We start from the raw sequence: 26,388 nt of genomic DNA, 5'->3' as shown, positions 1-26,388 counted from the left end.
GCGCCGTGGCCCGTTTCTTCATCGACCGACCGATCTTCGCCTGGGTCATCGCCATCGTGATCATGCTCGGCGGCGCGCTGTCGATCCACCGGCTGGCGCTGGAGCAGTACCCCGACATCGCGCCGCCCCAGATTTCCGTCTCCGCCACCTATACCGGCGCCTCGGCCAAGACCGTCGAGGATTCGGTGACGCAGGTCATCGAGCAGAACATGAAGGGGCTCGACCGCCTGCAGTCGATGTCCTCGACCAGCGCCTCGAACGGCACTGCGCGCGTGACGCTGGCGTTCACCGCCGGCGCCAATTCGGACGTGGCGCTGATGCAGGTGCAGAACAAGGTGCAGCAGGCCATGTCCCGGCTGCCGCAGTCGGTGCAGAACCAGGGGGTGACGGTGACCAAGTCGGGCACCGACTTCCTGCTGATCGTCACCCTGGTGTCGGACAACCCGTCGGTCACGGCCGTCAACATCGGCGACTACGTGGTGTCGAACTTGGTCAACGTGATCAGCCGCATCGATGGCGTCGGCGAGGTGCAGACGCTCGGCGCCGGCTACGCGATGCGCATCTGGCTCGACCCGGGCAAGCTGGAAAAGTATGCGCTGATGCCTTCCGACATCACCGCCGCGCTGACGGCGCAGAACACGCAGGTCTCCGCCGGCCAGCTCGGCGCGCTGCCCGCCGCGCCGGGGCAGCTGATCAACGCGACGATCTCCGCGCGCAGCCGCCTGCAGACGGTGGCGGAGTTCAACGACGTGGTAGTCAAGTCGGCCAGCGACGGCACCGTGGTGCGCCTGGCCGACGTCGCGCGCGTCGAGCTCGGCAGCGACAGCTACACGATCCAGGGCCGCTTCGACGGCAAGCCGATGACCGGCATGGGCGTCAAGCTCGCGCCGGGCGCCAACGCACTCGAAGTGGCCGAGAAGGTGCGGGCCAGGATCGCCGCGCTGGCGCCCTACTTCCCCGACCAGATGCGCGCGGAGATCGCGTACGACACGACCCCGTTCGTCAAGATCTCGATCGAGGAAGTGGTCATCACCCTGCTCGAAGCGGTGGCGCTGGTCGTCGGCATCATGTACCTGTTCATGCAGAACCTGCGCGCCACGCTGATTCCCGCGATCACCGTGCCGGTGGTGCTGCTCGGCACCTTCGGCGTGCTGGCGGCGTTCGGCTATTCGATCAACACGCTGACCATGTTCGGCATGGTGCTGGCCATCGGCCTGCTGGTCGACGACGCCATCGTGGTCGTCGAGAACGTCGAGCGGCTGATGACCGAACGCGGCCTGCCGGCGCGCGAGGCGACGCGCGAATCGATGCGGGAGATCACCGGCGCGCTGGTCGGCATCGCGCTGGTGCTGTCGGCGGTGTTCATCCCGATGGCCTTCTTCGGCGGCTCGACGGGCGTCATCTACCGGCAGTTCTCGATCACCGTCGTCTCCTCGATGCTCCTCTCGGTGCTCGTGGCGATGACGCTCAGCCCGGCGCTCTGCGCGTCCCTGCTCCGCCTCGCCGACGTCGATCATCACCAGGACGGCGCGCCGCGCGGCCCGCTGGGCCGCTTCTTCGCCGCCTTCAACCGCGCCTTCGCCAGCGGCAGCGTGCGCTACCGGGACGGCGTCGGCGGCGTCCTGCGGCGCGGCAGGCGGTTCATGCTCATCTACGCGCTGATCCTCGGCGTGCTCGGGGTGTCGTTCGCGCGGCTGCCGACCTCCTTCCTGCCCGACGAGGACCAGGGGCGCCTGATGGCGCTGATCCAGATGCCGCCGGGCGCCTCCTACGCCCGCACCGACGCCGTGCTGCGCGAGTTCGAGGCCTACCTGGCGAAACACCCGGACGTCGCCAACCACACGGCGATCATCGGCATCAGCGGCGACCAGGCGTCGGCCAGCTCGTTCATCAATCTCAAGGACTGGAGCGAGCGCAAGGGCAAGGGGCAGGACGCGGCGTCGCTGGCCCGGCGGATGACCGCCGACCTGGGCAGCATCCGCGACGCGCGCATCTTCGTGTATCTGCCCACGGCCATCCGCGGGCTCGGTTCGAGCGCCGGCTTCACGGTCGAGCTGCAGGATTTCGCGGGCAACGGCCACGCGGCGCTGGTCAAGGCGCGCGACGAATTCCTGCGGCTGGCGCGCCAGGACAAGCGGCTTTCCCAGGTACGCGCCAGCGGCCTGGACGACGTGGCCGAGTTCTCGGTCAAGATCGACGACCGCAAGGCCTCGGCGATGCAGTTGTCGACCAGCGACATCAACAGCACGCTGTCGACGGCGCTGGGCGGAACCTACGTCAACGACTTCATCGACAAGTCGCGGGTCAAGAAGGTGTATGTGCAGGGCGACACCGACTTCCGCATGAAGCCCGAGGACATCGGGCGCTGGTACGTGCGCAACGGCGACGGCGAGATGGTGTCCCTCGCCACCTTCGCCAGGACGGACTGGACCTTCGGCTCGCCGCGGCTCGAACGCTACAGCGGCATGTCCTCGTACGAGATCGTCGGCTCGCCGGCCGAAGGCGTCAGTTCGGGCGACGCGATGGCGGCCGTCGAGGAGATCATCGCGCAGCTGCCCGCGGGGATCGGCTACGAATGGGCCGGGCAGTCGTACCAGGAGCGCCTGGCGGGCTCGCAGGCGCCGGCGCTCTATGCGCTGTCGATCCTTTTCGTCTTCCTGTGCCTGGCGGCGCTGTACGAAAGCTGGACGATTCCCTTCTCGGTGCTGCTCGTGGTGCCGCTCGGCGTCGTCGGCGCGGTGCTGGCGACCGGGCTGGCCGGGCTGGAGAACGACGTGTACTTCCAGATCGGCCTGCTCACCACCGTCGGCCTGTCGGCGAAGAACGCGATCCTCATCGTCGAGTTCGCCAAGGCGCTGCGGGAACAGGGCAGGACGCTCGTCGAGGCGACGCTCGAAGCGGCGCACCTGCGCCTGCGCCCGATCCTGATGACCTCGCTGGCCTTCATGTTCGGCGTGCTGCCGCTGGCCTTCAGCAGCGGCGCCGGCTCGGCCAGCCGGCGCGCCATCGGCACCGGCGTGCTCGGCGGCATGGCCAGCGCGACGGTGCTGGAACTGGTCTTCGTGCCGCTGTTCTTCGTCCTGATCTGCCGCTTCTTCGAGCGCCGCCGCGCTGCCGGAGCGGGCGCGACGCCCGCCGCCGACGTCCGGGGAGAAGCCTGATGCGCGCCGCGTCCTTCTTTTCTTCCCTATTCTGCGCGGCCCTGCTCGCCGGCTGCGCGAACCTTGCCCCCGACTACGCCCGGCCGCAACTCCCCGTCCCGGCGACCGTCAACGGCGCCGGCGCGGCGGCCGCGCCAACGCTCGGCGACCTCGAATGGCGGCAGGTGATCACCGACGAGCGCCTGAAAAACACGGTGGAACTGGCGCTGGCCAACAACCGCGACCTGCGCATCGCCGTGCTGAACATCGAGAAGGCGCGCGCGCAGTACCGGATCGAGAGCGCCGCGCGCTTCCCGGCCGTCGACGCCACGGCCGACGGCAATTCGTCTCGCAGCGAGGGGACGGTCACCCGCAAGTACAGCGTCGGCGTCGGCGTCACGGCCTACGAACTCGATCTCTTTGGCCGGATCGCCAACCTCAGGGAAGCCGCGCTGCAAAGCTACCTGTCCACTGCGGCCACGCAGCGCAGCGTGCGCGCCAGCCTCATCGCCGAAGTGGCGAACGCCTGGCTGACGCTGGCCGCCAACCAGGATCTGCTCAAGCTCGCGCGGGAAACGCTCGCCAGCCGGACCACCACGCTGGAACTGACGCGCCGGCAGCAGGCGCTCGGCGGTACCTCGCAGCTGTCCGTGGCGCAGGCGCGGTCGTCCACCGAAGCGGCGCGCGGCGACGTGGCGAACTACCTGAGCCTGGTCGACCAGTCGCGCAACGCCCTGAACCTGCTGGCCGGCGCGGCCGTGCCGGACGATTGCCTGCCCGCGCCGCGGAACGGCCTCGGCGCGGGCGCGCTGGCGCTGGTGGAGGTTCCCGCCGGGCTCTCCTCCACCGTGCTGCTGCGCCGCCCCGACATCGTCTCGGCGGAGCACGCGCTGATCGGCGCCTATGCCGACATCGGCGCCGCGCGCGCCGCCTTCTTCCCGACGATCACCCTGACCGGCAGCCTCGGCACGGCCAGTTCCAGCCTGAGCGGCCTGTTCGACGCTGCGACCCGGGCGTGGGCCTTCGCCCCCGCGCTTAGCCTGCCGATCTTCGACGCCGGCAGGCTAAGCGCCTCGCTGTCGGTCGCCGAGACGTCCCGCGACATCCAGCTCGCCACCTACGAGAAGACGGTGCAGACCGCCTTCAGCGAGGTCGCCGACGCGCTCGCCGAGCGCCGCACGCTGAAGGAGCGCATGGACGCGCAGCAGGCCGAGGTCGACGCCTACGCGACGAGCCTGCGCCTGTCCACCGAGCGCTACCGCTCCGGCGCCGACAGCTACCTGAGCGTGCTCGACTCGCAGCGCTCGCTGTACTCGGCGCAGAAAAGCCTGATCGCCCTGCAGCTCACCGAGCAGAGCAATCGCATGACCCTGTTCAAGACCCTGGGAGGCGAATAGCCCATGAAACGCATAAAACTCTCGCTCGCGCTCTTCCTGGCCGCCTTGACCGCATTGTGGCTGCTGGCCGACACGTTCCTGCCCGAACCGTTCACCTACCGCGCCTTCCGCACGGTTTTCATGCAGTACAGCGGCATCATCGGCATCGGGCTGATGAGCGCCGCGATGATGCTGGCCTTGCGCCCGAAGTGGCTGGAGCCGCACCTGGGCGGGCTGGACAAGGCCTACCGCCTGCACAAATGGCTGGGCGTCGGCGCGCTCGCCGTCTCGCTGCTGCACTGGTGGTGGGGCCAGGGCACCAAGTGGATGACGCAATGGGGCTGGCTGACCCGCTCCCCGCGCGGGCCGCGGCCCGACCTCGCCGACCTCGGGCCGCTCGAAGGCTGGCTGCGCGGCCAGCGCGGCTTCGCCGAAGCCGTCGGCGAATGGGCGTTCTACCTCGCGCTGCTGCTGATGGTGCTGGCCCTGGTCAAGCGCTTCCCCTACCGCCTCTTCCAGAAGACGCACAAATGGCTGGCCGCCGCCTACCTGGCGCTGGTCTATCACGCCCTCGTGCTGGTCAAGTTCGACTACTGGCGCCAGCCGGTGGGCTGGGCCGTGGCGCTGCTGCTCGCCGGCGGCAGCTATGCCGCCGTGCTGACGCTGCTCGGGAAGATCGGCGCCCGCCGCAAGGTGCGCGGCACGGTCGAGGCGCTGCGCGCCTACCCGGACGCGCGGGCGCTGGAAACCGCCGTCGTCCTGGCGGACGGCTGGCCCGGCCACGCCGCCGGGCAGTTCGCCTTCGTCACCTTCGCCCACGCGGCCGAGGCGCATCCCTACACCATCGCCTCGGCCTGGAACCCCGGCGAGCGGCGCATCGCCTTCGTCACCAAGGCCCTCGGCGACCACACCGGGCGCCTGGCGGCGGAACTCGAACCCGGGATGCCGGTAACTGTGGAAGGCCCCTACGGCTGCTTCGATTTCGCCGACCGGCAGCCGCGGCAGATCTGGATCGGCGCGGGCATCGGCATCACGCCGTTCATCGCCCGCATGCAACAGCTCGCCGCCGCGCCGGACGGGCGGCCCGTCGATCTGTTCCATTCGACCGCCACGCTGGACCCGGCCGCCATCGAACGCCTGCAAACGGATGCGCGGGCCGCCGGTATCCGCCTGCACCTGATCGACAGCCGCAAGGACGGCCGCCTGGAAGGCAAGCGCATCCGCTACCTGGTTCCCGACTGGGCGGCGGCGAGCATCTGGTTCTGCGGCCCGGCGGGCTTCGCCCGCTCACTGCGCGAGGATTTCCTCGCGCATCGCTTCCCGGCGGCGAATTTCCACCGCGAACTGTTCGAGATGCGCTAGCCGGGCGTTGCCGGCGGCGGCGTCAAAGGTGGGCTTCGAGGTCCGCCAGCGAGGCGATGAAGCACACCCGCTCGGCGATGTGCTCGGGCAGCCCGTCCAGCGCATGCAGCGAGAACACGTGCATGCCGGCGGCGACGCCGGCGGTGAGCCCCGGCAGGCTGTCCTCCACCACCGCGCAATGGCGCGGCTCGCAGCCCAGGGCCCTGGCCGCGGTCAGGAACAGGCCGGGGTCGGGCTTGAACAGGCCGTCGTCGTAGGCGCTGAAGATGCGGTCGCCGACCAGCGGCAGCAGGCCGGTCACCTCCAGGGTGAGCAGCACCTTCTCGCGCGGCCCGTTGGTGGCCACCGCGAACGGGATGTGCAGCCGGCTGAGCAAGCCGAACGCGCCGGGAATCTCGCGCAGGTTTTCGCGGAAGTGCCGCGTGCAGGTGGCGCGGTAGCGGCGGGTGAATTCGGTTTCGAAATCCGCCGGCTTGTCCGCGACCCGCGCGCCGATCCACGCGGCGATCTCGGACATGCGGGCGCCGCGGAAGCGCGCGTGCGCTTCGGCGCGGGTCATGTCGACGCCGGCGGCGCGGGCCATTTCGTACAGCACGTCCATGGCGGGCACTTCGCTGTCGACCAGCGTGCCGTCGCTGTCGAAAATCACGGCTCGGATATCTTTGTGCATGGGGAATTCAGGAGAAAACGGGGGAGCCGCGGCGCCTAGTAGCGCTTGTTGGCGATCGCGTCGCGGGATTTGGTCAGGTTCGACAGCACCTCGTCGCTGCGCAGCAGGGAGACGCCGACGGAAAGCACGTCGATCACGCACAGCTGGGCGATGCGCGAGGCCATCGGCTCGAAGCGGAAGCCGGTCTCCGACGAGCCGACCAGCAGGGTGTGCTTGACCACCTTGGACAGCGGCGATTTCCCGTAGCTGACGATGCCGATCGTCGTCGCCCCGGCGCCCTTGGCCGCCTGGACCGATTCGATGACGTCGTGGGTCGAGCCGGAATGCGAAATGGCCACGAAGACCTGGCCCGGCTTCATCATCGCCGCGGCCATGATGGCCATGTGCGGATCGCTGTACCACTCGCACGGGATGCCGATGCGGAAGAACTTGTGGTGCGCGTCCATGGCCACCGCGGCCGAGCCGGCCAGCCCGTGGAAAATGATCTTCTCGGCGCGGCGCAGGTCCTCGATGGCGTTCTGGACGACCGCGAAATCGAGGGTCCCCAGCGTGCTCTGGATCGCCTCCTGGTTGGCGGCGAAGACCTTGCGCACCAGCTCCGGGGCTTCCTCCCGCTCGTTCATCGACTCATGGATGGTGCGCACGGGCGGGATGACGTTGCGCGCCAGATGGATCTTGAAGTCCTGGAAGCCCTTGAAGCCCAGCGCGCGGCAGAAGCGGATCACGGTCGGATCGCTGACGCGCGCCTGTTCGGCCAGCTGGCTCACCGAGAAGTGGATGACGTCCTCGGCCTTCTTGAGGACGTAGTCGGCGACCTTCATCTCCGACTTGCGAAGGTCCGGGTACTTCTGCGATATGAAATTCACTTCATCGACCATGGCCGCCATTATCCCCGATCCGGCGCGGAGCCACCAGCCGGGCTCCGCGCCGGCGGCGGATCACTGGCCCGGCAGCTTGAAGGAGCCGGTCTCGAACGGCAGGCCCAGCTCGGCGAAGTCCTTCTCCAGGATGCCGCGCAGCTCGCGGTACTTCGGGTGGTCGAAGCCGGGCAGGATCATCGGCTGGCGCGGGAAGCCGGCATCGAAGCCGCGGGCGTAGAGGGCCATGTGCGAGGCGATCGTCGAATCGGTGAAGTGCAGCTTGGCGGAGAGGTCCATCATCACCAGGTAGGCCTGGCGCGCGCGCTCCCACTCGCCGGCGAAGGTGGCGCGCACCAGCTCGGTCATGATTTCCGGCGCCCAGTTGTTGATGCCGGCGATGGCGGCCTGCACGCCCATGTGCACCAGCGGCAGCCAGCCGGTCGAGGTACCGATGATCAGCTGGAAGTCCTTGCCCGCCTGCTGCGCGCCGTAGGCCACCTGCGAGATCAGGCCGATGGCCAGCGGGCTGTCCTTCATGCCCGCCAGGCCGTGGTCCTGCAGCGTCCTGATGGTCTTGAGGTTGAAGGTGTAGCGCGAGGTCTCGGGGTTGTTGTAGGCGTAGACCGGCAGCTTCACCGCGTCGATGATCGCCTTGTAGTACTCGACCACCGCTTCGTCGGTGTGCTTGTAGTAGAACGGCGGCACGGCGCCGACCGCGTCGACGCCGATCCGTTCGGCGGCCCTGGCCAGCTCGACCGCGTTGGCGGTGTCGATGCAGCCGACGTGCGGCAGCAGCACCTTGCCCTGGAAGCCGTCAGCCGATTGGCGCGCCAGTTCGAAGACGGCGATGCGCTCCGCGGTGGTCATCAGCGGCCCGGCGCCGTAGGAGCCGGTGAGGAACAGGCCGTCGACGCCCTTGGCGAAGATCCAGTCCATGTGCCAGCGCGTCTTCGCGGCATCGATCCGCCCGGAGGCGTCGAAAATGGTGATGTTAGGGACGAGCGAACCCCGGATCGTCATGATTCATCCTTTCAGAAGTTGAGTTGTGGGGAGGGGTGATCTGGCTAGATCATGTTTCTTCCAGGCGCCGCGCCAGGGCCTGCGGATTCACGGCGCATGCCGCGCGGCCGTGCAGGAGCACGTCGACGACGTTGCGGGCCACGATCCTGGAGACGTTGCCGGCGGATTCGACCGAAGTGGCCGCGAGATGCGGCGTCAGCGTCGCGCCCGAATGCCGGAGCGGAGAATCCGGCGGCAGCGGTTCGGGATCGAACACGTCGATGGCCGCTCCGGCGATGGCCTTGTCGCGCAGCGCGGCGCACAGCGCCGCCTCGTCCACCAGGCCGCCGCGCGCCGTGTTGATGAGATAGCTGCCGCGCTTCATCAGGCCCAGCCGGCGCGCGCCGATGAAGCTGCGGGTCTGGGCGTTGAGCGACAGCGCGAGGACCACGAAATCGGCTTCCGCGCAGACCTCGTCGGCGCCGGCGGCCAGCGTCACTCCATTGCGCGCCGCCCAGTCGCGGTCCGGCGCGACGTCGAACGCCACGGTGCGCACGCCGAAGCCGGACAGCAGTTCGACGATGCGCCGGCCGATCTGGCCGAGTCCGAGGATGCCGACGGTTTTTCCCGAGATTTCATGGCCTGGCGTCCGCTCCCAGCGGCCGGACCTGAGGATGTCGATGTGCCGGTCGATCGAGCGCGCCGCCACCAGCATCAGCGCCACGGTCAGTTCGGCGACCGCGTTGCGGTTGGCGCCCGGCGCGTTGGCCACCAGCACGCCGCGCGCCGTGGCCGCGGGAATGTCGATCGCGTCGAGCCCGGTGCCGTGCATGTGCACCAGGCGCAGGCGGTCGCCGGCCGCCAGCACGCCGGCGTCCACCGGATCGTTGCCGACGACGAGCGCGTCGAAGCCGGGGATTTCGGCGGCGATCTCGGCGGCGCTCAGCGACGGCCGGGAACCGCGCACGACTTCGATGCCGTTGGCCGCCAGCAGGTCCAGCGCCTCCGGGGCTGCGTGCCCGAACGACTTGGAGGTGACGAGGACTCTCACGACGGGTTCCTTTCCTGCAGGTCGATTTCGCGCAGTGCCTCGACCAGCCGGGCGTAGCCCTGGTGAATCCGCGCATAGCGTCTTGAGTTTTCGGGGTCCGGCGCGAAGGACGCGCTGGCGCGGGGGCCGCCGGCAAAGGCCAGTTCGTCGATGGCGCCGAGTCCGCGCAGCGCGAGGATCGCCGCGCCGGCGATCGAGCCCTCGCCGTCGGCGGGGACGCGCACTTCCCGGTCCAGCACGTCCGCCAGGAGCTGCGGCACGATCGGCGAGCGCGCCAGCCCGCCGGTCAGCACGACGTGCGAGGCCAGCGCCACGTTCCGTTGCAGGATGCCGGCGATCGTGCGCAGGTCGAAGGCGATCGCCTCCAGCAGAGCGCGCGCCATGTGGCCGGCGGTGTGCCCGGCGGTCAGCCCGTACATCGTGCCCTTCAGCCGGCCGTCCCAGTACGGGGACCGCGCCTTGCGCAGGTAGGGCAGGAAATACAGGCCGTCAGAACCCGGCCCGACCGCCGCGGCGGCTCGGTCCATCACTCCGTAGGCGTCGCTCTCCGCAAGCCCCGCCGCGCCGAGCACTTTCGCTGCGAACCATTGGTAGGCATTGCCGACGTTGGTGACGATGCCGCCCGACGCCCACAGCGCGTCCGTCAGGCAGAAGCACCACAGGCTGGCGCCGTCGTCGACGGTGGGCGCCGGCATCAGGCAGCGGGCGGCGCCCGAGGTGCCGAGGTCGATGTTGATCGTTCCCGGCGCCGCGGCGCCCGCGCCGAGGTTGGCGAGCGGGCCGTCGCCGCCGCCGAGGAAGACAGCGACGTTTTCGGGCAGGCCCAGCCCGGCCAGCGGCGAGTCGGGCCGCAAGGCGAAAGGATGGATTCCCGAGACGGGCGCCGACAGCCGTTCCGGGCCGACGCCGAGATGGCCGGTCGCCTTCTCGCTCCAGCGGTGTTCCCGGATGTCCAGCATCCCCGTCGCGGAGGCCATCGAGTAGTCGACCGCCCATTCTCCGATCAGCGGATAGGTTACGTATTCCTTGATCGACACGAAACGCCCGGCCGCGGCAAAGATCTCCGGCGCCTCGTCGCGCAGCCAGGCAAGCTTGGCGAAGGGGAAGATCGAATTCATCGGGCAGCCCGTTTCCGGATAGAGCCAGCGGGCGCCGAATTCCTGCCTGGCCGCCTCGGCCTGCGCCTCGGCGCGTCCGTCGGACCACAGGATGTTGCGCGTCAATGGCCGGTCCGCCGCATCCAGCGCGATCACCCCGTACATCTGCGAGGAAAAGCCGATCGCCGCGATCCGCGCCGGCTCGGCGCCCGGCTGCGCTAGGCAGAGCGCGATGGCGCGGTAGACCTCGCCGCGCACCAGGTCCGGGTCCTGCTCTTCGAAGTACGGCGCCGGACGCACCGTCGCATAGGCGATCTGCGCGCGGGCGTGGATGGTCCCGGCCGCGTCGTAGACCATCGCGCGGACGGAGGAGGTGCCGATGTCTACGGCAAGGACTCGACTGGATTTTTCACTCATCGCCAACTACCCGGTGATTCCCTATCTGGTGGTCAGGTGTCATCGCTTTGCAGCGCGCTGAATTCGATCGGACTTCTTCGTTCCTACGGGTTGGCTTTCCTGATGTCGGCCAGCGCCTGGTTGACGAGGTCTTCGCCGATCGTCTGGGCGTATTTCTGGAACACGGGCTTGACCGCTTCGCGCATGCGATTGCGTTCCTCCGGCGACATCACCGTCACTTCCATGCCCAGCTCCTTGAGGCGTTTCTCCGTCTGCTCCGCCATGTCGCGCGCCAGCTTCCGCTGGGCAACGGCGGACTCCAGCGCGGCTTCACGAATGATCTTCCTGTTGGCATCGCTCAGCGTGTCCCACCATTTCTTGCTCGCCAGGACGATGAACGGCGCATACACGTGCGCGCTCAGCGTGATGTATTTCTGGACCTCGTAGAATTTGGTCGACTCGAACAGCCCCAGCGGATTTTCCTGGGCGTCCACCGCCTTCATGTCGAGCGCCGTATACAGTTCGGTGAAGGCGAGCGGCACCGTGTTGGCTCCGAGCGCCTTGAACGTGTCGTTGAAGACGGGGTTCTGCATCACCCTGATCTTCAGGCCGTGAATGTCTTCCGGGCGTTTGATGTGGCGTTTCGAGTTCGTGACATGGCGGAAGCCGTTTTCCCAGTACGCCAGGCCGATCAATCCATGGGGTTCGAGTTTCTCGGCGAGCGCCTTGCCGGTGGCCCCGTCCATGACCGCGTCGGCTTCCTTGTTGCTGGAAAACAGGAAAGGCAGATCGAACAGCCCCAGTTCCTGGACGAGCCCCACGAGATTCGAGGTCGGCCCCACCATCATTTCCAGCGTGCCGCCCTGCAATGAGGACTGCATCTGCGGGTCCGAACCGAGCTTGCCGCTCGAATAGGTGTTTACGACGATCTGCCCTTTCGACTTGGTCTTGACCAAGTCGGCGAACAATTTCGCCGCCACGCCTTGCGGGTGCTGCTCCGTCGAACCATAGCCGAACTTGACCTTCAGTTCTTCGGCGCCGGCGTGGGCCGCGCAGAACAGGAATCCCGTGAGAACGAGCAGCGGCTTGAGCAATTTCATATTCATCTCCAAGAAGTCGATTATCGGAAGAATGAAGCGGGAACCGTCACCAGCGACGGGAAAGCAACCAGCAGGAACATCACGAGGAGCTCGACCAGCATGAACGGCATGACGCCCTTGATCGCGTCGTCCATGTTCACCCGGCCGATGCCGCACACCACGTTGAGCACCGTCCCCACGGGCGGCGTGATCAGCCCGATGGCGTTGTTCATGATGAACAGGATGCCGAAGTACACAGGGTCGATCCCGGCGTTCTTGAGCACCGGCATCAGCACCGGCGTCAGGATCAGGATCGTCGGAGTGAAGTCGAGCGCGGTGCCGACGGCGAATACCAGGATCATGACCATGCACATGAGGGCAAACTTGTTCCCCATGAACGGTTCGAGAATGTCGATGATCTGATCCGGGATATTGGCGATGGTGATCAGCCAGGCGGTGACCAGCGACGCCGCCACGATGATCATGATGACGGCGGACGTCTTGGCCGCCGCGAGGAAGGCCTCGAACACCTGCCCGACGGAGATTTCCCGATAGACGCACAGGCTGACGACCAGCGCGTACACCGCAGCGATGACGCCGGCTTCGGTGGGGGTGAACACGCCCATTTTCAGACCGACGAAAATGATCACCGGCAAGAAGAACGCCCAGATCGCATCGACGATCGCTCTGACGATCTCCGCCATGCTCTTCTTTTCGGGCAGTTCGAACGCCTCCCGCCGCGCGAGCCACCACCACGTCGCGACGAGCGCCGCCGCCATCATGAAGCCCGGGGCAATGCCGGCGAAGAACAGTTTCGTGATCGACACGCCAGCGGTCACGCCGAACACGACCAGGCCGATGGACGGCGGAATGACCGGCGCGATGATCCCCGCCGTGGCGATCAGGCCGACGGAACGCTTGAGGTCGTATCCGCCCTGGCGCATCAGCGGCAGCAGCAGGACGGAGAGCGCCGCGGTATCGGCGATGGCCGACCCCGACAGGCTCGCCAGCAGCATCGCCGAGGCGATGACGACATAGCCCAGGCCCCCGCGAATGTGGCCGAGCAAGGCCATGGCCACGTTGACGATGCGCTTCGAGAGCCCGCCGACGTTCATGAATTCGCCGGCCAGCAGGAAGAACGGGACGGCCATCAGCGGATAGTTGTCCGTCCCGTCGATCAGCTTTTGCGCCAGTATCTGCGCGTCGGTCGCGCCGAGGTGGTACATCAGGGCGATCCCGCACGACAGCAGCGCGTACGCTATGGGCATGCCCAGGGCCATGGCGCCGATCAGGGACCCGATGAAGACAAGTATTGTCATTTCATTTCTCCGTGCCGATCTCGGCGGAAGAGTCCTCGCTCTCCTTCACCTCAACGAGTTCCTCGTCGCTGAGCCGTCCCCTGACCGCCCGCCAGAGGCCATGCAGGAGAATCCCGCCCATGAACGTCGCGGCGAACAACCCCACGCTGTACACCACCGCGATCGGCAGCTTCGATACCGGCGCGAAGTTGTTCAGATTCACTCTGGCCTGCTCCAGGCTGCCTTTGAAGAGCAGCACGCAGCACCACAACATCAGCAGGTGGCTGACGCAGTAGCAGGCCAGCTTCCCCTGGCGCGAAAAACGCTTGACCACGGTGTCCATGCCGAGATGCAGCCCTTCCCGCAGGGCGACGACGCTCCCGATGAAGGTCAGCCAGACGAAGACGAAACGAGAGACTTCTTCCGAGAATTCAAGCCCGGAATTGAAGACGTACCGCAACACAACATTCCCGAACACCATCGCTACCATAGAGGCCAAACCCAAGACCAATACGTAGTCGAAGGCGCGGAAAATTCCTTTGCTTTCAGCTTTCAATGCCGCCCCCGATTTTTCTGGTTTGTAACTGGAAACCCTGACATCCGCGATATGTGGCCATCGCTTTTTTGTAATACTACTACAAATTTAAAACATGTAAACAGTTTTCTTGCTCTTGCTCCCAAGGAATCCAAAACCCAGGGGAACCACGACAAACACTAGAGATACGCAGGCCAGCCCCTTTACCCTAAGCCGGTCACGGCCCGAAATCCGGAGACGCACAAAGCCGTAGCGCGACCGTTTCGTACAACGTCATAGTAATACTACTACACAAGATCGTTGGCTAACGAGAGCCCGGTATTGGATAGCTGCCGGGGGCACGAGGGGATCAATGCGCCTCCGGCGGAAAGCGGGGCGGCGAACGTCGGCTACTCCGGCCAGGGGAACAGGCGGGCGCCATGCGGCGCGGGACGGCGGGATATCCGCGCGTATGCCGGCCTCGCGCCGGCCGGGACTCAGAAGACGCGATGCCCGACGAACAGCGCCGTCTCGAACATCGCGAAGAGCACGCCGAAGACGATGGCAACGCTGATCGCGGCGGCGATCAGTCCCGCCACGATCCAGCCGCCGTCCCGCTCCAGGATGCCCAGCGCCATGAGGCAGATGGCCAGGGCCGGCGGGATGTTGCCGAGCGGGATCGGCAGCGCCAGGATCACCGACAGGACGAAGCAGACCAGTCCCACGAAGTACTCCATCGGCGGCGCGGCGAGCCGGGTCGCGCGGGGACGCAGCAACCTTTCCGCCCGCTCCAGCCACGGCGCGATGCGGCGGACCAGGACACGGAAGTCGTGGAACGACAGCGACCGGTCGCAGATGAAATCGGGCAGCCAGGGCTTGCGGCCGAGGGCGAGCTGCGCGGTGAGGAAGATCAGGGGCGCGCCCAGCACGGACGAGGTGCCGGGCGGCGTGGGAATCACGTTGGGCAGCGCGAAGACCAGCATCAGCGCGGCCAGCGCGCGATCCCCCAGCGCCTCGACGAGGTCGCGGATGGAAATCCGCTCGCGGCTCGCGTCGTTGGCCAGCACGCGGAGCACTCCGGACAGCGAAAGGCGCGCGCCATTCTCGCTCATTCTCGCGCTCCGTCTCTCGCCACGCGGCGTGCACGTGCCATCAGGTACGCCAACAGACTTGCCTTTTCTTCCGTATCGCTGGAAGGCGTAGCTTACCTCAACGGCAATCCGTTTCCCGCCCGCCCGGCACGCAAAAAAGGGGCTGCCGCCCGGCGGCAACCCCCTCGCCCGTCCGGCCGGTTCAGCCGACCTGCTGGATGCCGGCGATGACCCAGCCGCCGTCGCCGGCAGCGGGCTTGGTGAGCACCCAGACCTCGTCGAACGGCGCCGCGGCGGCACCGGCCTCCTCGCGGATGAGGCCGCTGAAGCGCACGCTGGCCACGTGCTGCCGGCCTTCGGTGACCGCCTCGATCAGCTCGGCGTCGAGCTGCACCACGTCGGTCTGCTGCGCCGCCGCGCCGCGCTCGTCCATCTGCAGCTTGATCTCGGCGAACATCTCGGGCGTCGTGAACTCCCGGATGTCGTCGAGATTCCGCGCGTCGTTCGACGCCTGCAGGCGGACGAAATTGAGCTTGGCGACGCGCAGGAAGGCCGGCACGTCGAAGTCCGCCGGCACGGAACCCGCCGCCGAACCGGCCGCCTCCGGTACCGGCGTCATGACGCCGCCCTGCGCCGGCCCGCCGGCGTACTGCATCGGCTGCGCGGCCGGCGCGTGGCGGCGGAACAGCAGGCGGAAGACGACCAGCGCCGCCATGGCCAGGAGCGCGATCATCACCACGTTGGCCAGGCCTTCGCCCAGGCCGAGATGCGAGAACAGGGCCGCCAGCCCGATGCCGGCGGCCAGCCCGGCGATCGGGCCGAGCCAGCTGTTCCGCGGGGCGGCCGCCGCGGCCGGCGCCCCGGCGGGAGCGCCCGGCGCCGCCTGCTGCTGCGCGGGCCGGGCCGGCGGCGGCGTCACCGCCTGCCGCTGCATGCCCACCGACTTGCCGCCGCCCAGTCGCCTGGCCTCGGCATCGCCGACGCTCAGGCCGAGGGCCACGAACGATAGAAACAAAGCCATCAGAATCTTTTTCATTTTCACTCCGTTGCGCGAAATCCGCCTGTGGGATGGACCCCAAGGCGGGCAAAGCAAACTTGCTGGATGAGGGGGAGACGCCGGCGGACGATGCGCACCGGAAACCGCGTTTCCGGGATTCGCCGTCCGCCGCGCCGGATCAGGCGATCCGCGGCTTGGGAGGCCGTTCGAAGGAGAACACCGGATCGGGCGCCGGGCCGGCGAGGTAGCCGCCGCCCCATGCAACCGTCACCGCGCCCCAGGGCAGGGAGGACAGCGCGAGGATCTTGTCGATCTCGTAGGGGTAGTCGCGCGCATACGGATCGCTTTCGCTGCCGTTTTCGGCGTCGTTCTCGACGTCGCCGTCAGGGATGGCGCGCGCGTCGTCCGCCAGGCCGACTTCCACGCCGGCGACCGGCAGGGACGGCAGCGAGGCTCCGCCCGAGAGGTGCGGCATGATCAGCGAGAGGGCCACCAGCAAGGCGGCCAGCCAGCGGAAACGGAGGATCGAAGCGGACAATGGACGGGAAGCGATCAATGGATTGTGCTGGAGTCTATCTTGACCGCCCGGCCGCGACAAGCGTTCCCGGCACCGGAAACGGCGCGGGCGGCGGCCCGCTCAGCCGTCCGCCAGCGGCAGTAGGCGCATGCTGGCCGGCGAATGCGCGTGGTCGAGCGGCCCGCCGCCCGCGCCGGTGCGCACCGGCGCACCGGCGCGCAAGGCCTGCCGCACGTAGGCCCGGGCGCGCAGCACCGCCTCCGGCAGCGGCGCGCCGAGGGCCAGATGCGCCGCGATGGCGCTGGACAGCGTGCAGCCCGTGCCGTGCGTATTGGCGCTATCGATGCGCGGCGCCTCCATCCGGTATTTCTCGCCGGCCGCGGTGACCAGCAGATCAATCACCACCTCGCCCGGCAGGTGCCCGCCCTTGAGCAGCACGGCGCGCGCGCCGTGGCCGAGCAGGGCCAGGGCGGCGGCCTCCATGTCCTCCGACGTGCGCAAGGAGCGGCCGACCAGCAGCGATGCCTCGTCGAGATTGGGCGTGACGAGCTCGACGCGCGGAAAGAGCTCGCGCACCAGCGCGGCGATGGCCGGCGTCTCGATCAGCGTGGCGCCGCTGGTGGCCACCATCACCGGATCAAGCACCACGTTGCGCAGGGCGTGCCGATCGATCGCCGCGGCCACCACCTCGACGATCTCGGGCGCGTGCAGCATGCCGATTTTGACGGCGTGCGCGCCGATGTCCTCGATCACGGCGTCGATCTGGTCGCGCAGCATCGGCGGCGGCACGCCGTGGATGGAGCGCACGCCGCGCGTATTCTGCGCGGTCAGCGCGGTGATCGCGGTCATGCCGTAGCAGCCCAGCGCGGCGATGGCCTTCAGGTCGGCCTGGATGCCCGCGCCGCCGCCGCTGTCGGAACCGGCGATGGACAATACGCGGGGGTATTCGAAATTGAGCGCAACGGTTTTCATGCGGCATTCACTCCGGTTTGGCGGCGGTCGCCCTGCCTTCCTGGCGGACGCCAGTTCCTGCGACGAGCCCGCGCAGCATCGATTCTAGCGGCGATCGGCCGTTCTTCGCAGCGCCGCCCTACTTCACCTCGAACGCGAAGCTGGCCGCCACCTGCCCTTCGACGACGACCTCCAGCCGGCGCGGCCCGGCCGGCTCCTGCGGCCCGACCGACCATTCCCCGTAGATGCGCCCGTCGACCGGCACGAGCTGCCGCTGGCTGACCTGGCTGCGCCGCTCCAGCGGGATCACCAGCTTCGTCCCCTCGGCCGATTCCGTGCGCCCCTCGACCGCCCGGCTCGGCAGCAGGTATTCCTCGCGCACGCTGACCGAGCGCCCGGCGCCGCGCAGTTCGATCATCCAGCCGTAGCGCTGTCCCGCGCGGCGCGGCACCACGTCCGCCGGGACGAACACGATCCGCTGCGGATCGCTGGCGTCGAACACGCCGAACTCCGCCGAGACGACTTCGAGCGCAAAGGCCCGGGAAGCGGCGAAAAACAGGCAGGCGAACAGGAAAAACAACCGATGCTTCATTTGAAAACCTCGTCAGCCACGGAGGGCTCGGAGAAAAAACCATTTAAACACGGCGACACGGCGGGCACGGCGAAGGCAAGGGCTTTTTAACCACAACGACACAACGGGCACAACGCAAAACAAGGTTTTGTCTTTTCGCCGTGTCCGCCGTGTCGCCGTGGTAAAAGAACGCCGTTCAACGGCGCGTCTCCCCCACCGCCGCCAGATAGATGCCCCCCAGCAGCAGCAGGAAGCCGGCGGCCTGCACCGGCGCGAACGACTCGCCGAAGAACAGCCAGGCCAGGAGCGCGCTGCCCACCGGTTCGCCGAGCGTGACCACGGCGACGAAGGTGGGCGATACGTAGCGCAGCGACCAGTTGTAGGCGGTGTGGCCGAGCAGTTGCGGCACCAGGGCCAGCGCCAGCGCCGCGACGTACGCCGGCACCGCGTAGCCCGCCACCGGCACGCCGCCCGCGCGGCACGCCAGCAGCAGGAACAGCGCGGCGGCACCGTAGGCCAGCCAGATGTAGGCCGGCAGCGGCATGCCCGCGCGCAGGCGGCGGCCGACCAGCAGGTAGGCCGAGAAGCACCAGCTGCCGGCCAGCGCCAGCCCGTTGCCGAGCAGCGCGTCGCTGCCGCCTCCGCCGCCGCGGCTGTCGCTCCAGAAGATCAGCAGGCTGCCTGAGAGCGACACGGCGATGCCGGCCAGGGTCATGCGGCTCGGCTTTTCGCCGAACAGGGCGAGCGAGGCCAGGCTGATCCACACCGGGTTGGTCGTCACCAGCGCCGTGCTGCTGGCGACCGAGGTGTATTCGAGCGAACTGATCCAGGTGGCGAAATGCAGCGCCAGGAAAAAGCCCGCGCCGGCCGCCAGCATCAACTGGCGCCGGTCCAGCGCGCGCAGCGCGCGCCGCGACTGCCACCAGGCGAGCGGCGTCACGATCAGCGCCGCCAGCCCCAGGCGCAGCGCCGCGACCGCCAGCGAAGGCAGGCCGTAGCCCTGCGCGAAGCGCGCGAAAATCGCGCCGAAGGAGATCGCCAGCAGGCCGATGCCGAGCACGACGAACGGCATCCAGCGGGGCGGGTGGTGGTCAGGCATGGGGCGGTTCCGGGTAGGAAGAAGAGTTAACCACGGCGACACGGCGAAAAGTCGCGTTTTTGCTTTTCCGCCGTGCCCACCGTGTCGCCGTGGTTGAAAATTTCGGATTTTCTCCGCGGTCGATAAACGGAATTCTACGCCGCCGCCCCGCCGCCGCCTTCCAGGTAGGCCGCGCGCACCTCGGCGCTGGCCAGCAGGTCACGGCCCGAGCCGGTCATGACGATCTGGCCGTGCTGCAGGACGTAGCCGCGGTGCGCCACGCGCAGGGCGTGGTGGGCGTTCTGCTCGATCAGCAGGATGGTCACGCCATGGTCCTGGTTGAGCTCGCGCAGGGTCTGGAAGATCTTCTTGATGTACAGCGGCGCCAGGCCGAGCGAAGGTTCGTCGAGCAGCAGCAGCTTGGGCCGGGCCATCAGCGCGCGGGCGATGGCCAGCATCTGCTGCTCGCCGCCGGACAGCGTGCCGGCGCGCTGCTCCAGGCGTTCCTCCAGGATCGGGAACAGCGCGTACATGCGCTTCAGGTTGACCTCCAGGTTGCGCGGGTCGGCCATCACCGCGCCCATCAGCAGGTTCTCCATGACCGTCATGCGCGGGAAGATGCGCCGCCCCTCGGGCACCAGCGAAATGTCGCGCCGGGCGATGACGTGCGTCGGCAGGCGGGTGATGTCCTCGCCGTCGAAGACGATGCGCCCGGCCGAGGCGCGCGGCTGGCCGAACAGCGACATCAGCAGCGTCGACTTGCCCGCGCCGTTGGCGCCGATCAGGGTGACCACCTCGCCGACCTGCACCGACAGGTCGATGCCGCGCAGCGCATGGATGTGGCCGTAATGGGCGTGCACGCCGGTCAATTGCAGCATCATGCGCGCGCCTCCTCCGCCTTTGCCGGCGTTTCGGCGCGGGCGTCGCCGCCGTCCTCCTCGCCGAGATAGGCCTTGATCACCTGCGGGTCGTTCTGGATTTCCGCCGGCGTGCCCTCGGCGATCTTGCGCCCGTAGTTGAGCACGCAGATGTGGTCGCACACATTCATCACCACGCTCATGTCGTGCTCGATGAGCAGCAGGGTCAGCCGCTCCTCGGCGACCAGGCGCAGCAGCAGTTCGTTGAGTTCGCCCGATTCGCGCGGGTTGAGCCCCGCCGCCGGCTCGTCGAGGCACAGTAGCAGCGGATCGACGCACAGGGCGCGGGCGATCTCCACCCGCCGCTGCGTGCCGTAGGGCAGGCCGCCGGCCGGCAGGTCGGCCTTGTCGAGCAGGTCGAGGCGCCGGAGCCAGTCCACCGCCTTGTCCAGCGCCCGTTCCTCGGCGCGGCGGTACGCCGGCAGGCCGAAGATGCCGGCCAGCGAGAAGCGCGAGGCCCGCTGCAAGGCGTTGTGCTGCGCGACGATGAGGTTTTCCAGCACGGTCATCTTCGGGAACAGGCGGATGTTCTGGAAGGTGCGCACCACCTGCGCCACGTGCGCCACCTGATGGCTGGGCAGCGACTCCAGGCGCAGCGCGCCGCGCACCGGGTGGTGGAGGCGGACGCTGCCGGCGGTCGGCTTGTAGAAGCCGGTCAGGCAGTTGAAGAAGGTGGTCTTGCCCGCGCCGTTCGGGCCGATCACGCCGGTGATCCGGCCGGCCGGCACGTCCAGCGACAGGTCATCGATGGCGGCCAGGCCGCCGAAGCGCATGGTCAGGCGTTCGACGGACAGGAGCGGCGTCCCCATCTCAGGCATGGCCGCCTCCCGTGGGAGCATGGCGCAGCGTCGGCTCGCGGTGCGAGAGGATGCCGCCGGGCCGCCAGACCATGATCAGGATCATCGCCGCGCCGAACAGCAGCATGCGGTACTCGGCGAAGTCGCGCCCGACCTCCGGGATCAGCACCAGCACCAGCGAGGCCAGCACCACGCCGAGCTGGCTGCCCATGCCGCCGAGCACGACGATCGCCAGGATGATCGCCGATTCGTTGAAGGTGAAGGATTCGGGCGAGATGAAGCCCTGCCGCGCGGCGAAGAACACACCGGCGACGCCGCCGAGCATGGCGCCGAGCGCGAAGGCCGAGAGCTTGACGTTGGTCACGTCGATGCCCAGCGCCTTGCAGGCGATCTCGTCCTCGCGCATGGCCTCCCAGGCGCGGCCGATCGGCAGCCGGCGCAGGCGCTTGACCAGCACGTTGGTGAGCAGCGAGAGCGCCAGGATCACGTAGTAGAGGAAGATGATGCGGTGCATCGGCGAGAACTCCAGCCCGAAGAACGCGGCGAAGGTCGGCGTCTCGCCCGGCGGCAGGAAAGGCAGGCCGAAGAAGGACGGGCGCGGGATCGAGGAAATGCCGTTCGGCCCGCCCGACAGCTCGGCCCAGTTGATCAGCACCACGCGGATGATCTCGCCGAAGCCGAGCGTGACGATCGCCAGGTAGTCGCCGCGCAGGCGCAGGCTCGGCCAGCCGAGCGCCAGCCCGAACACGGTGGCGATCAGCCCGGCGACCGGCAGCGCCACCCAGAAGCCCCAGCCGAACTGCGTTCGACAACAGCGCGTAGGCGTAGGCCCCGACCGCGTAGAACGCGGCGTGGCCGAGGTCGAGCAGGCCGGCCAGCCCGACCACCACGTTCAGCCCCCAGCCGAGCATCACGTAGATCAGCACCGTGGTCGCCGTGTTGACGACGTAGCGGTTGTCGGAGAAGGCGGCGGGCAGCGCCAGGGCGCAGCCGAAGGCGAGCCAGCCGATCGCCTGCAGCACGCGCCCCCCGCGCCGCGCGTCCCCGGCCACGGCCCGCCGGCCGTGCGCCTGGCGGCGCGCCTTCAGCGCGTCGAGCGCGTAGCGCAGGACCAGGCGGCCGCAGAACGCGGCGGCGACGAAGGCGCCGAGCAGCGGCCAGCGCGTCAGCACCTGCAGGGCGCCGCCCTGGTCGGCGGTGGTCAGGCCGATCATCGGGATGCCGAGCAGCAGGGCGATCAGGGCGATGCCCGCCGCGTCCTTGCCGCGTTCGGCCAGGGTCGGCGCGTCGCTGGCGGAAACGAAGGGCGGCATCAGACCTTCTCCACTTCGGGCCGGCCCAGCAGGCCGGACGGACGGAACAGCAGGACCAGGATCAGGATGCTGAAGGTCGCCACGTCCTTGTATTCGGCCGACAGGTAGTTGGACCAGAAGGCCTCGATCAGGCCGATGAGCAGCCCGCCGAGCATGGCGCCCGGCAGCGAGCCGATGCCGCCGAGCACCGCCGCGGTGAACGCCTTGATGCCGGCGACGAAGCCGATGTAGAAGTTGACCACGCCGTAGTACATGGTGACCATGACGCCGGCCACGGCGGCCAGCGCCGCGCCGAGCATGAAGGTCAGCGAGATGGTGCGGTCGACGTCGATGCCGAGCAGCGCGGTCATCGTGCGGTCCTGCTCGCAGGCGCGCTGCTGGCGTCCGAACGAGGTGCGCGTGATCAGCCAGGTGAAGCCGGCGAGCAGCGCCACCGTGACCAGCACGATGAGCACCTGCGAATAGGAGAGCCGCGCGGTGAAGCCGTCGACGGTCAGCAGATCCACGCCGCCGGTGATCATCGGCGGGATCGGCTTGACCCGCGCGCCCTGCGTGAGCTGCACCATGTTCTGCAGGAAGATCGACATGCCGATCGCCGAGATCAGCGGCGCCAGCCGGGTCGCCCCGCGCAGCGGCCGGTAGGCCAGCCGCTCGACCGCCCAGCCGTACACCGAGGTGAACAGCACCGCCACCGCCAGCACCACCAGCAGCGCGAAGGCCACCGACTCCACGCCGAAGGCCGTCAGCAGCGTGAAGCCGGTGATCGCGATGAAGGCGCTGACCATGTAGATGTCGCCGTGCGCGAAGTTGATCATGCCGATGATGCCGTACACCATCGTGTAGCCGATGGCGATCAGCCCGTACACGGCGCCGAGCGTCAGCCCGTTGATGAGTTGCTGCAAGGCAAGCGCCATAAATAATGGTTCCTAAAGCGTGGGGGCCGCCGGTTTTGACGAGGCCCGCAGTTTACCCGAACGGGTGGGGCCATGGCACGGGCGTTTCAGCCCCTCTCCTCCCCCTTCAAGGGGGGGGCCGGGTGGGGGATGGGGTAATTCATACGGCAGGGCGAGGCTGTTACCCCATCCCCACCCCGGCCCTCCCCTTGAAGGGGAGGGTGACGTAGTGCAATCGCACCGTGGATCGGCGATCACCCCTCCCCCTCGTCCAGCGACATCAGCACGGCGTTCCCGCCCGACGCCGTGGTATCGACCGAGAGCGTCCGCTCGCAGGCGAAGCGGTACAGGTAGTGCGGCCCGCCGGCCTTCGGCCCGGTGCCGGAGAGCCCCTCGCCGCCGAACGGCTGCACGCCGACCACCGCGCCGATGATGTTGCGGTTGACGTAGGTGTTGCCGACGCCCAGGCGCCGGACGATGCGCCCGACGGTCTCGTCGATGCGGCTGTGGATGCCGAGCGTGAGGCCGAAGCCGGTGGCGGCGATCGCATCGCAGACCGCGTCCAGATCCTCCGCGCGCCAGCGCACGACGTGCAGGATCGGCCCGAACACTTCGTGCTCCAGCCGCGCGAGGTCGTCGATCTCGTAGGCGCGCGGGGCGAAGAAGCTGCCGTGCGCGGTCGCCTCGGCGTCGAGCTCGCAGACGTGGATCGGCGTGGCGAAGCCGTCCAGCTTGCGGCTGTGGCGTTCGAGCATGTAGCGCGCGTCGTCGTCGATGACCGGGCCGACGTCGGTGCGGATGTCGGCCGGATCGCCGATGCGCAGCGTCTGCATGGCGCCGCGCAGCATCGCCGTCACCTTGTCGGCGATGTCCTCCTGCAGGAACAGCACGCGCAGCGCCGAGCAGCGCTGGCCGGCGGAATCGAAGGCCGAGGCGATGACGTCGCGCACCACCTGCTCGGCCAGCGCCGACGAGTTGACGATCATCGCGTTCTGCCCGCCGGTCTCGGCGATCAGCGGCACCAGCGGGCCGGGCCGGGCGGCCAGCGCCTGGGCGATCGCGCGCGCCACCTCGGTCGAGCCGGTGAAGGCCACGCCGGCGCAGCGCGGATCGGCCACCAGCGCCGCGCCGATGCGGCCGCCGCCCGGCAGGAAGGCCAGCGCGTCGGCCGGCACGCCCGCCTCGTGCAGCAGGCGCACGGCCTGCGCGGCGACCAGCGGCGTCTGCTCGGCCGGCTTGGCGGCGACGGTGTTGCCGGCGGCCAGCGCGGCGGCGACCTGGCCGGTGAAGATGGCCAGCGGGAAATTCCAGGGGCTGATGCACACGAACACGCCGCGCCCGTGCAGCGACAGCGTGTTGCTCTCGCCGGTCGGCCCCGGCAGGACGATCGGCTCGGCGAACTTCTCGCGCGCCTGCGCGGCGTAGTAGCGGCAGAAGTCGATCGCCTCGCGCACCTCCGCGACGGCGTCGCCCTGCGTCCGCCCGCCTTCGCGCACGATCAGCGCGGCCAGTTCCGGCAGGCGCCGCTGCATCATCTCGGCCGCGCGGTCGAGGACCGCCGCGCGTTCGACGGCGCCGGTGCCGGACCACGCCGGGAAGGCCGCCGCCGCGCGGGCCATGGCCGCCGCCGCGTCCTCGCCCGTCGCTTCGGTGACGTGGCCGACGACCTCGCGCCGATCGGCCGGCGCGCAGACCTTGCTGCGCTTGCCCGCTACCGGCCGGCCGCCGATCAGCGGCGCCGCTTCGTGGCGTTCCGCGGCGCTGCGCTCGATGGCCCGGCGCAGATCGGCGAGCGCGGCTTTGTCGTGCATGTCCACTCCTTCGCTGTTGGCGCGCGCGGCGCCGAACAGGCGGCGCGGCGGGGGAATTCCGGGATGCGGCTTGGCGGCGAGCGTGGCCGCCTGTTCCACCGGATCGGCGACCAGTTGCCCGACCGGCAGGCGCGCGTCGGCGATGCGGTTGACGAAGGAGGAGTTGGCGCCGTTTTCCAGCAGGCGGCGCACCAGGTAGGCCAGCAGTTCCTCGTGGCTGCCGACCGGCGCGTAGATGCGGCAGGCGGCCCCCCATTTGTCCGGGCCGACCACTTCGTCATAGAGCTCCTCGCCCATGCCGTGCAGGCGCTGGTATTCCCAGTCGGTACGGCTTCCCGCGAGCTCGGCGACGGCCGCCAGGGTGTGCGCGTTGTGCGTGGCGAAGGCCGGGTAGAAGGCCGCCGGGTCGGCGAACATCCGCCGCGCGCAGGCCAGGTACGCGACGTCCGTGTTCACCTTGCGGGTGAACACCGGGTAGCCGGACAGCCCGCGCTCCTGCGTGGCCTTGATCTCGGCGTCCCAGTAGGCGCCCTTGACCAGGCGCAGGCCGAAGCGGTGGCCGGAGCGGCGCGCCAGTTCGGCCAGCCATTCGACGACGCCGTAGGCGCGCTTCTGGTACGCCTGCACCGCCATGCCCAGCCCGTCCCAGCCGGCCAGGTCCGGGTCGAGCGCGAGGCACTCGATCAGGTCGAGCGAAAGCTCCAGGCGGTCCGCCTCCTCGGCGTCGATGGTGAAGCCGACGCCGTGCTCCTTGGCCTTGAGCGCCAGCGCCTTGACCACCGGCCAGAGCTCCCGGCGCACGCCCTCCTCGTTGGCGACCTCGTAGCGCGGATGCAGCGCGGAAAGCTTGATCGACACCGACGGCGCTTCCAGCGCCGGCCGGCCGCCCCCGGCGGCGCCGATGGCGTCGATGGCCCGGCCGTACAGCCCGGCGTAGCGGGCCGCGTCGGCGGCGGTGCGCGCCGCCTCGCCGAGCATGTCGAAGGTGTGGCGGTAGCCGTGCTTCCCGGCGCCGGCGGCGCGTTCGAGCGCCTCCTCGATGGTGCGCCCCATGACGAACTGCCGGCCGAGGATGCGCATCGCCGTGCTCACCGCCTGCCGGATGACCGGCTCGCCGACCCGCGAGATCAGGCGTTTCAGCGTGCCGCCGAGGTTCTTCTCGGCGCCGTCGAGGTGGACGATGCGCCCGGTCAGCATCAACGCCCAGGTGCCGGCGTTGACGAAGGTGCTGTGCGACGCGCCGAGCCGGTTGGCCCATTCGGTGTTGCCGATCTTGTCGCGGATCAGCCGGTTGACCGTCGCGGTGTCCGGGATGCGCAGCAGCGCCTCGGCCAGGCACATCAGCACCACGCCCTCGCGCGAGGACAGGTCATAGGTGTTGAGGAAGGCATCGATGCCGGTGCTCTTCAGGCGCTTGCCGCGCACCGCCTCGACCAGCGGCCTGGCGCGCGCGAAGATGCGCTGCCGTTCCTCCGGCGTGAACCGCGCCCGTTCGATCAGCGCGTTGACGATTTCCATTTCATCGGCGCGATGCGCCGCCCGCAGCGCATCGCGCAGCGTGTCGCCATATGTCTGGCTCATGGCCGTGTCCTAAAGAGGCGGCTTGACTT

General features: G+C 68.8%; 21 protein-coding genes and 1 pseudogene. 3 read left to right on the top strand and 19 right to left on the bottom strand.

Annotation, left to right across the window (positions count from 1 at the left end; genetic code table 11):
- Positions 1 to 5: 5 nt before the first annotated feature.
- Genes QM701_RS16310 through QM701_RS16300 form a run of 3 tightly spaced genes read left to right on the top strand, consistent with a single transcriptional unit; the run spans position 6 to position 5,878 of the window.
- Positions 6 to 3,161 carry an efflux RND transporter permease subunit gene (locus QM701_RS16310; RefSeq protein WP_415168065.1) on the top strand — a complete coding sequence of 1,052 codons (3,156 nt, stop codon included), beginning with the start codon at positions 6 to 8 and terminating at the stop codon, positions 3,159 to 3,161.
- The gene (locus tag QM701_RS16305) at positions 3,161 to 4,537 is read left to right on the top strand and encodes an efflux transporter outer membrane subunit (RefSeq protein WP_415168064.1); all 1,377 of its coding nucleotides are present in this window, start codon (positions 3,161 to 3,163) and stop codon (positions 4,535 to 4,537) included. Before QM701_RS16310 ends, QM701_RS16305 begins: the two co-directional genes overlap by 1 nt.
- A 3-nt stretch (positions 4,538 to 4,540) precedes the next feature.
- Positions 4,541 to 5,878 (top strand): ferric reductase-like transmembrane domain-containing protein, encoded by a 1,338-nt coding sequence (locus tag QM701_RS16300; RefSeq protein ID WP_415168063.1) that lies wholly within the window; start codon positions 4,541 to 4,543, stop codon positions 5,876 to 5,878.
- Between the two features lie 22 nt (positions 5,879 to 5,900).
- Here QM701_RS16300 and QM701_RS16295 read toward each other — a convergent pair whose 3' ends face one another.
- The 19 genes and pseudogenes from QM701_RS16295 to putA all read right to left on the bottom strand — a co-directional run bounded on the left by QM701_RS16295 (position 5,901) and on the right by putA (position 26,359).
- Positions 5,901 to 6,527 carry an HAD family hydrolase gene (locus QM701_RS16295; protein WP_415168062.1) on the bottom strand — a complete coding sequence of 209 codons (627 nt, stop codon included), beginning with the start codon at positions 6,525 to 6,527 and terminating at the stop codon, positions 5,901 to 5,903.
- Positions 6,528 to 6,583: 56 nt separating this feature from the next.
- A complete protein-coding gene (locus tag QM701_RS16290) occupies positions 6,584 to 7,435 on the bottom strand; it encodes a MurR/RpiR family transcriptional regulator (protein WP_415168061.1) in 852 nt (283 codons plus the stop codon).
- Positions 7,436 to 7,486: 51 nt separating this feature from the next.
- The gene (locus QM701_RS16285; protein WP_415168060.1) at positions 7,487 to 8,428 is read right to left on the bottom strand and encodes a dihydrodipicolinate synthase family protein; all 942 of its coding nucleotides are present in this window, start codon (positions 8,426 to 8,428) and stop codon (positions 7,487 to 7,489) included.
- Between the two features lie 49 nt (positions 8,429 to 8,477).
- A complete protein-coding gene (locus QM701_RS16280) occupies positions 8,478 to 9,458 on the bottom strand; it encodes a phosphoglycerate dehydrogenase (RefSeq protein WP_415168059.1) in 981 nt (326 codons plus the stop codon).
- Positions 9,455 to 10,972: a gluconokinase gene (locus QM701_RS16275; RefSeq protein WP_415168058.1), complete on the bottom strand. Its 1,518-nt coding sequence runs from the start codon at positions 10,970 to 10,972 to the stop codon at positions 9,455 to 9,457. The genes QM701_RS16280 and QM701_RS16275 overlap by 4 nt, the downstream gene beginning before the upstream one ends.
- An 83-nt stretch (positions 10,973 to 11,055) precedes the next feature.
- The gene (locus QM701_RS16270; RefSeq protein ID WP_415168057.1) at positions 11,056 to 12,051 is read right to left on the bottom strand and encodes a TRAP transporter substrate-binding protein; all 996 of its coding nucleotides are present in this window, start codon (positions 12,049 to 12,051) and stop codon (positions 11,056 to 11,058) included.
- Positions 12,052 to 12,071: 20 nt separating this feature from the next.
- Positions 12,072 to 13,349 carry a TRAP transporter large permease subunit gene (locus QM701_RS16265; protein WP_415168056.1) on the bottom strand — a complete coding sequence of 426 codons (1,278 nt, stop codon included), beginning with the start codon at positions 13,347 to 13,349 and terminating at the stop codon, positions 12,072 to 12,074.
- Position 13,350: 1 nt separating this feature from the next.
- Positions 13,351 to 13,809: a TRAP transporter small permease gene (locus tag QM701_RS16260; protein ID WP_415169419.1), complete on the bottom strand. Its 459-nt coding sequence runs from the start codon at positions 13,807 to 13,809 to the stop codon at positions 13,351 to 13,353.
- Between the two features lie 530 nt (positions 13,810 to 14,339).
- Positions 14,340 to 14,954: an exopolysaccharide biosynthesis protein gene (locus QM701_RS16255; RefSeq protein WP_415168055.1), complete on the bottom strand. Its 615-nt coding sequence runs from the start codon at positions 14,952 to 14,954 to the stop codon at positions 14,340 to 14,342.
- Between the two features lie 181 nt (positions 14,955 to 15,135).
- Positions 15,136 to 15,969: a Tim44 domain-containing protein gene (locus tag QM701_RS16250; protein WP_415168054.1), complete on the bottom strand. Its 834-nt coding sequence runs from the start codon at positions 15,967 to 15,969 to the stop codon at positions 15,136 to 15,138.
- 139 nt (positions 15,970 to 16,108) lie between these two features.
- Positions 16,109 to 16,468, bottom strand: coding sequence for a hypothetical protein (locus QM701_RS16245; protein ID WP_415168053.1), 360 nt, complete (start codon positions 16,466 to 16,468; stop codon positions 16,109 to 16,111).
- A 99-nt stretch (positions 16,469 to 16,567) separates the two neighbouring features.
- Entirely contained in the window at positions 16,568 to 17,419 is an 852-nt protein-coding gene (gene thiD / locus QM701_RS16240; protein ID WP_415168052.1) for a bifunctional hydroxymethylpyrimidine kinase/phosphomethylpyrimidine kinase, read from the bottom strand.
- Between the two features lie 118 nt (positions 17,420 to 17,537).
- Positions 17,538 to 17,990 carry a hypothetical protein gene (locus tag QM701_RS16235; protein ID WP_415168051.1) on the bottom strand — a complete coding sequence of 151 codons (453 nt, stop codon included), beginning with the start codon at positions 17,988 to 17,990 and terminating at the stop codon, positions 17,538 to 17,540.
- Between the two features lie 175 nt (positions 17,991 to 18,165).
- A complete protein-coding gene (locus tag QM701_RS16230) occupies positions 18,166 to 19,068 on the bottom strand; it encodes a DMT family transporter (protein ID WP_415168050.1) in 903 nt (300 codons plus the stop codon).
- Positions 19,069 to 19,202: 134 nt separating this feature from the next.
- Positions 19,203 to 19,925 carry an ABC transporter ATP-binding protein gene (locus tag QM701_RS16225; protein WP_415169418.1) on the bottom strand — a complete coding sequence of 241 codons (723 nt, stop codon included), beginning with the start codon at positions 19,923 to 19,925 and terminating at the stop codon, positions 19,203 to 19,205.
- Positions 19,925 to 20,773, bottom strand: coding sequence for an ABC transporter ATP-binding protein (locus QM701_RS16220; protein ID WP_415169417.1), 849 nt, complete (start codon positions 20,771 to 20,773; stop codon positions 19,925 to 19,927). The genes QM701_RS16225 and QM701_RS16220 overlap by 1 nt, the downstream gene beginning before the upstream one ends.
- A 1-nt stretch (position 20,774) precedes the next feature.
- A pseudogene (gene livM, locus QM701_RS16215) lies at positions 20,775 to 22,074 on the bottom strand (high-affinity branched-chain amino acid ABC transporter permease LivM).
- Complete coding sequence (locus tag QM701_RS16210; RefSeq protein ID WP_415168049.1) at positions 22,074 to 22,988, bottom strand: ABC transporter permease subunit; 915 nt, start codon at positions 22,986 to 22,988, stop codon at positions 22,074 to 22,076. The pseudogene livM and the gene QM701_RS16210 overlap by 1 nt, the downstream one beginning before the upstream one ends.
- 233 nt (positions 22,989 to 23,221) lie before the next feature.
- Positions 23,222 to 26,359 (bottom strand): bifunctional proline dehydrogenase/L-glutamate gamma-semialdehyde dehydrogenase PutA, encoded by a 3,138-nt coding sequence (gene putA / locus QM701_RS16205; RefSeq protein WP_415168048.1) that lies wholly within the window; start codon positions 26,357 to 26,359, stop codon positions 23,222 to 23,224.
- Positions 26,360 to 26,388: the final 29 nt, after the last annotated feature.

Origin of the sequence: Propionivibrio sp., from assembly GCF_047602565.1 — a bacterium.
In the GTDB taxonomy this organism is placed as follows: Bacteria; Pseudomonadota; Gammaproteobacteria; order Burkholderiales; family Rhodocyclaceae; genus Propionivibrio.
Note: the sequence above shows the minus strand (reverse complement) of the source record. Positions and strands in the feature narration are given on the sequence as shown.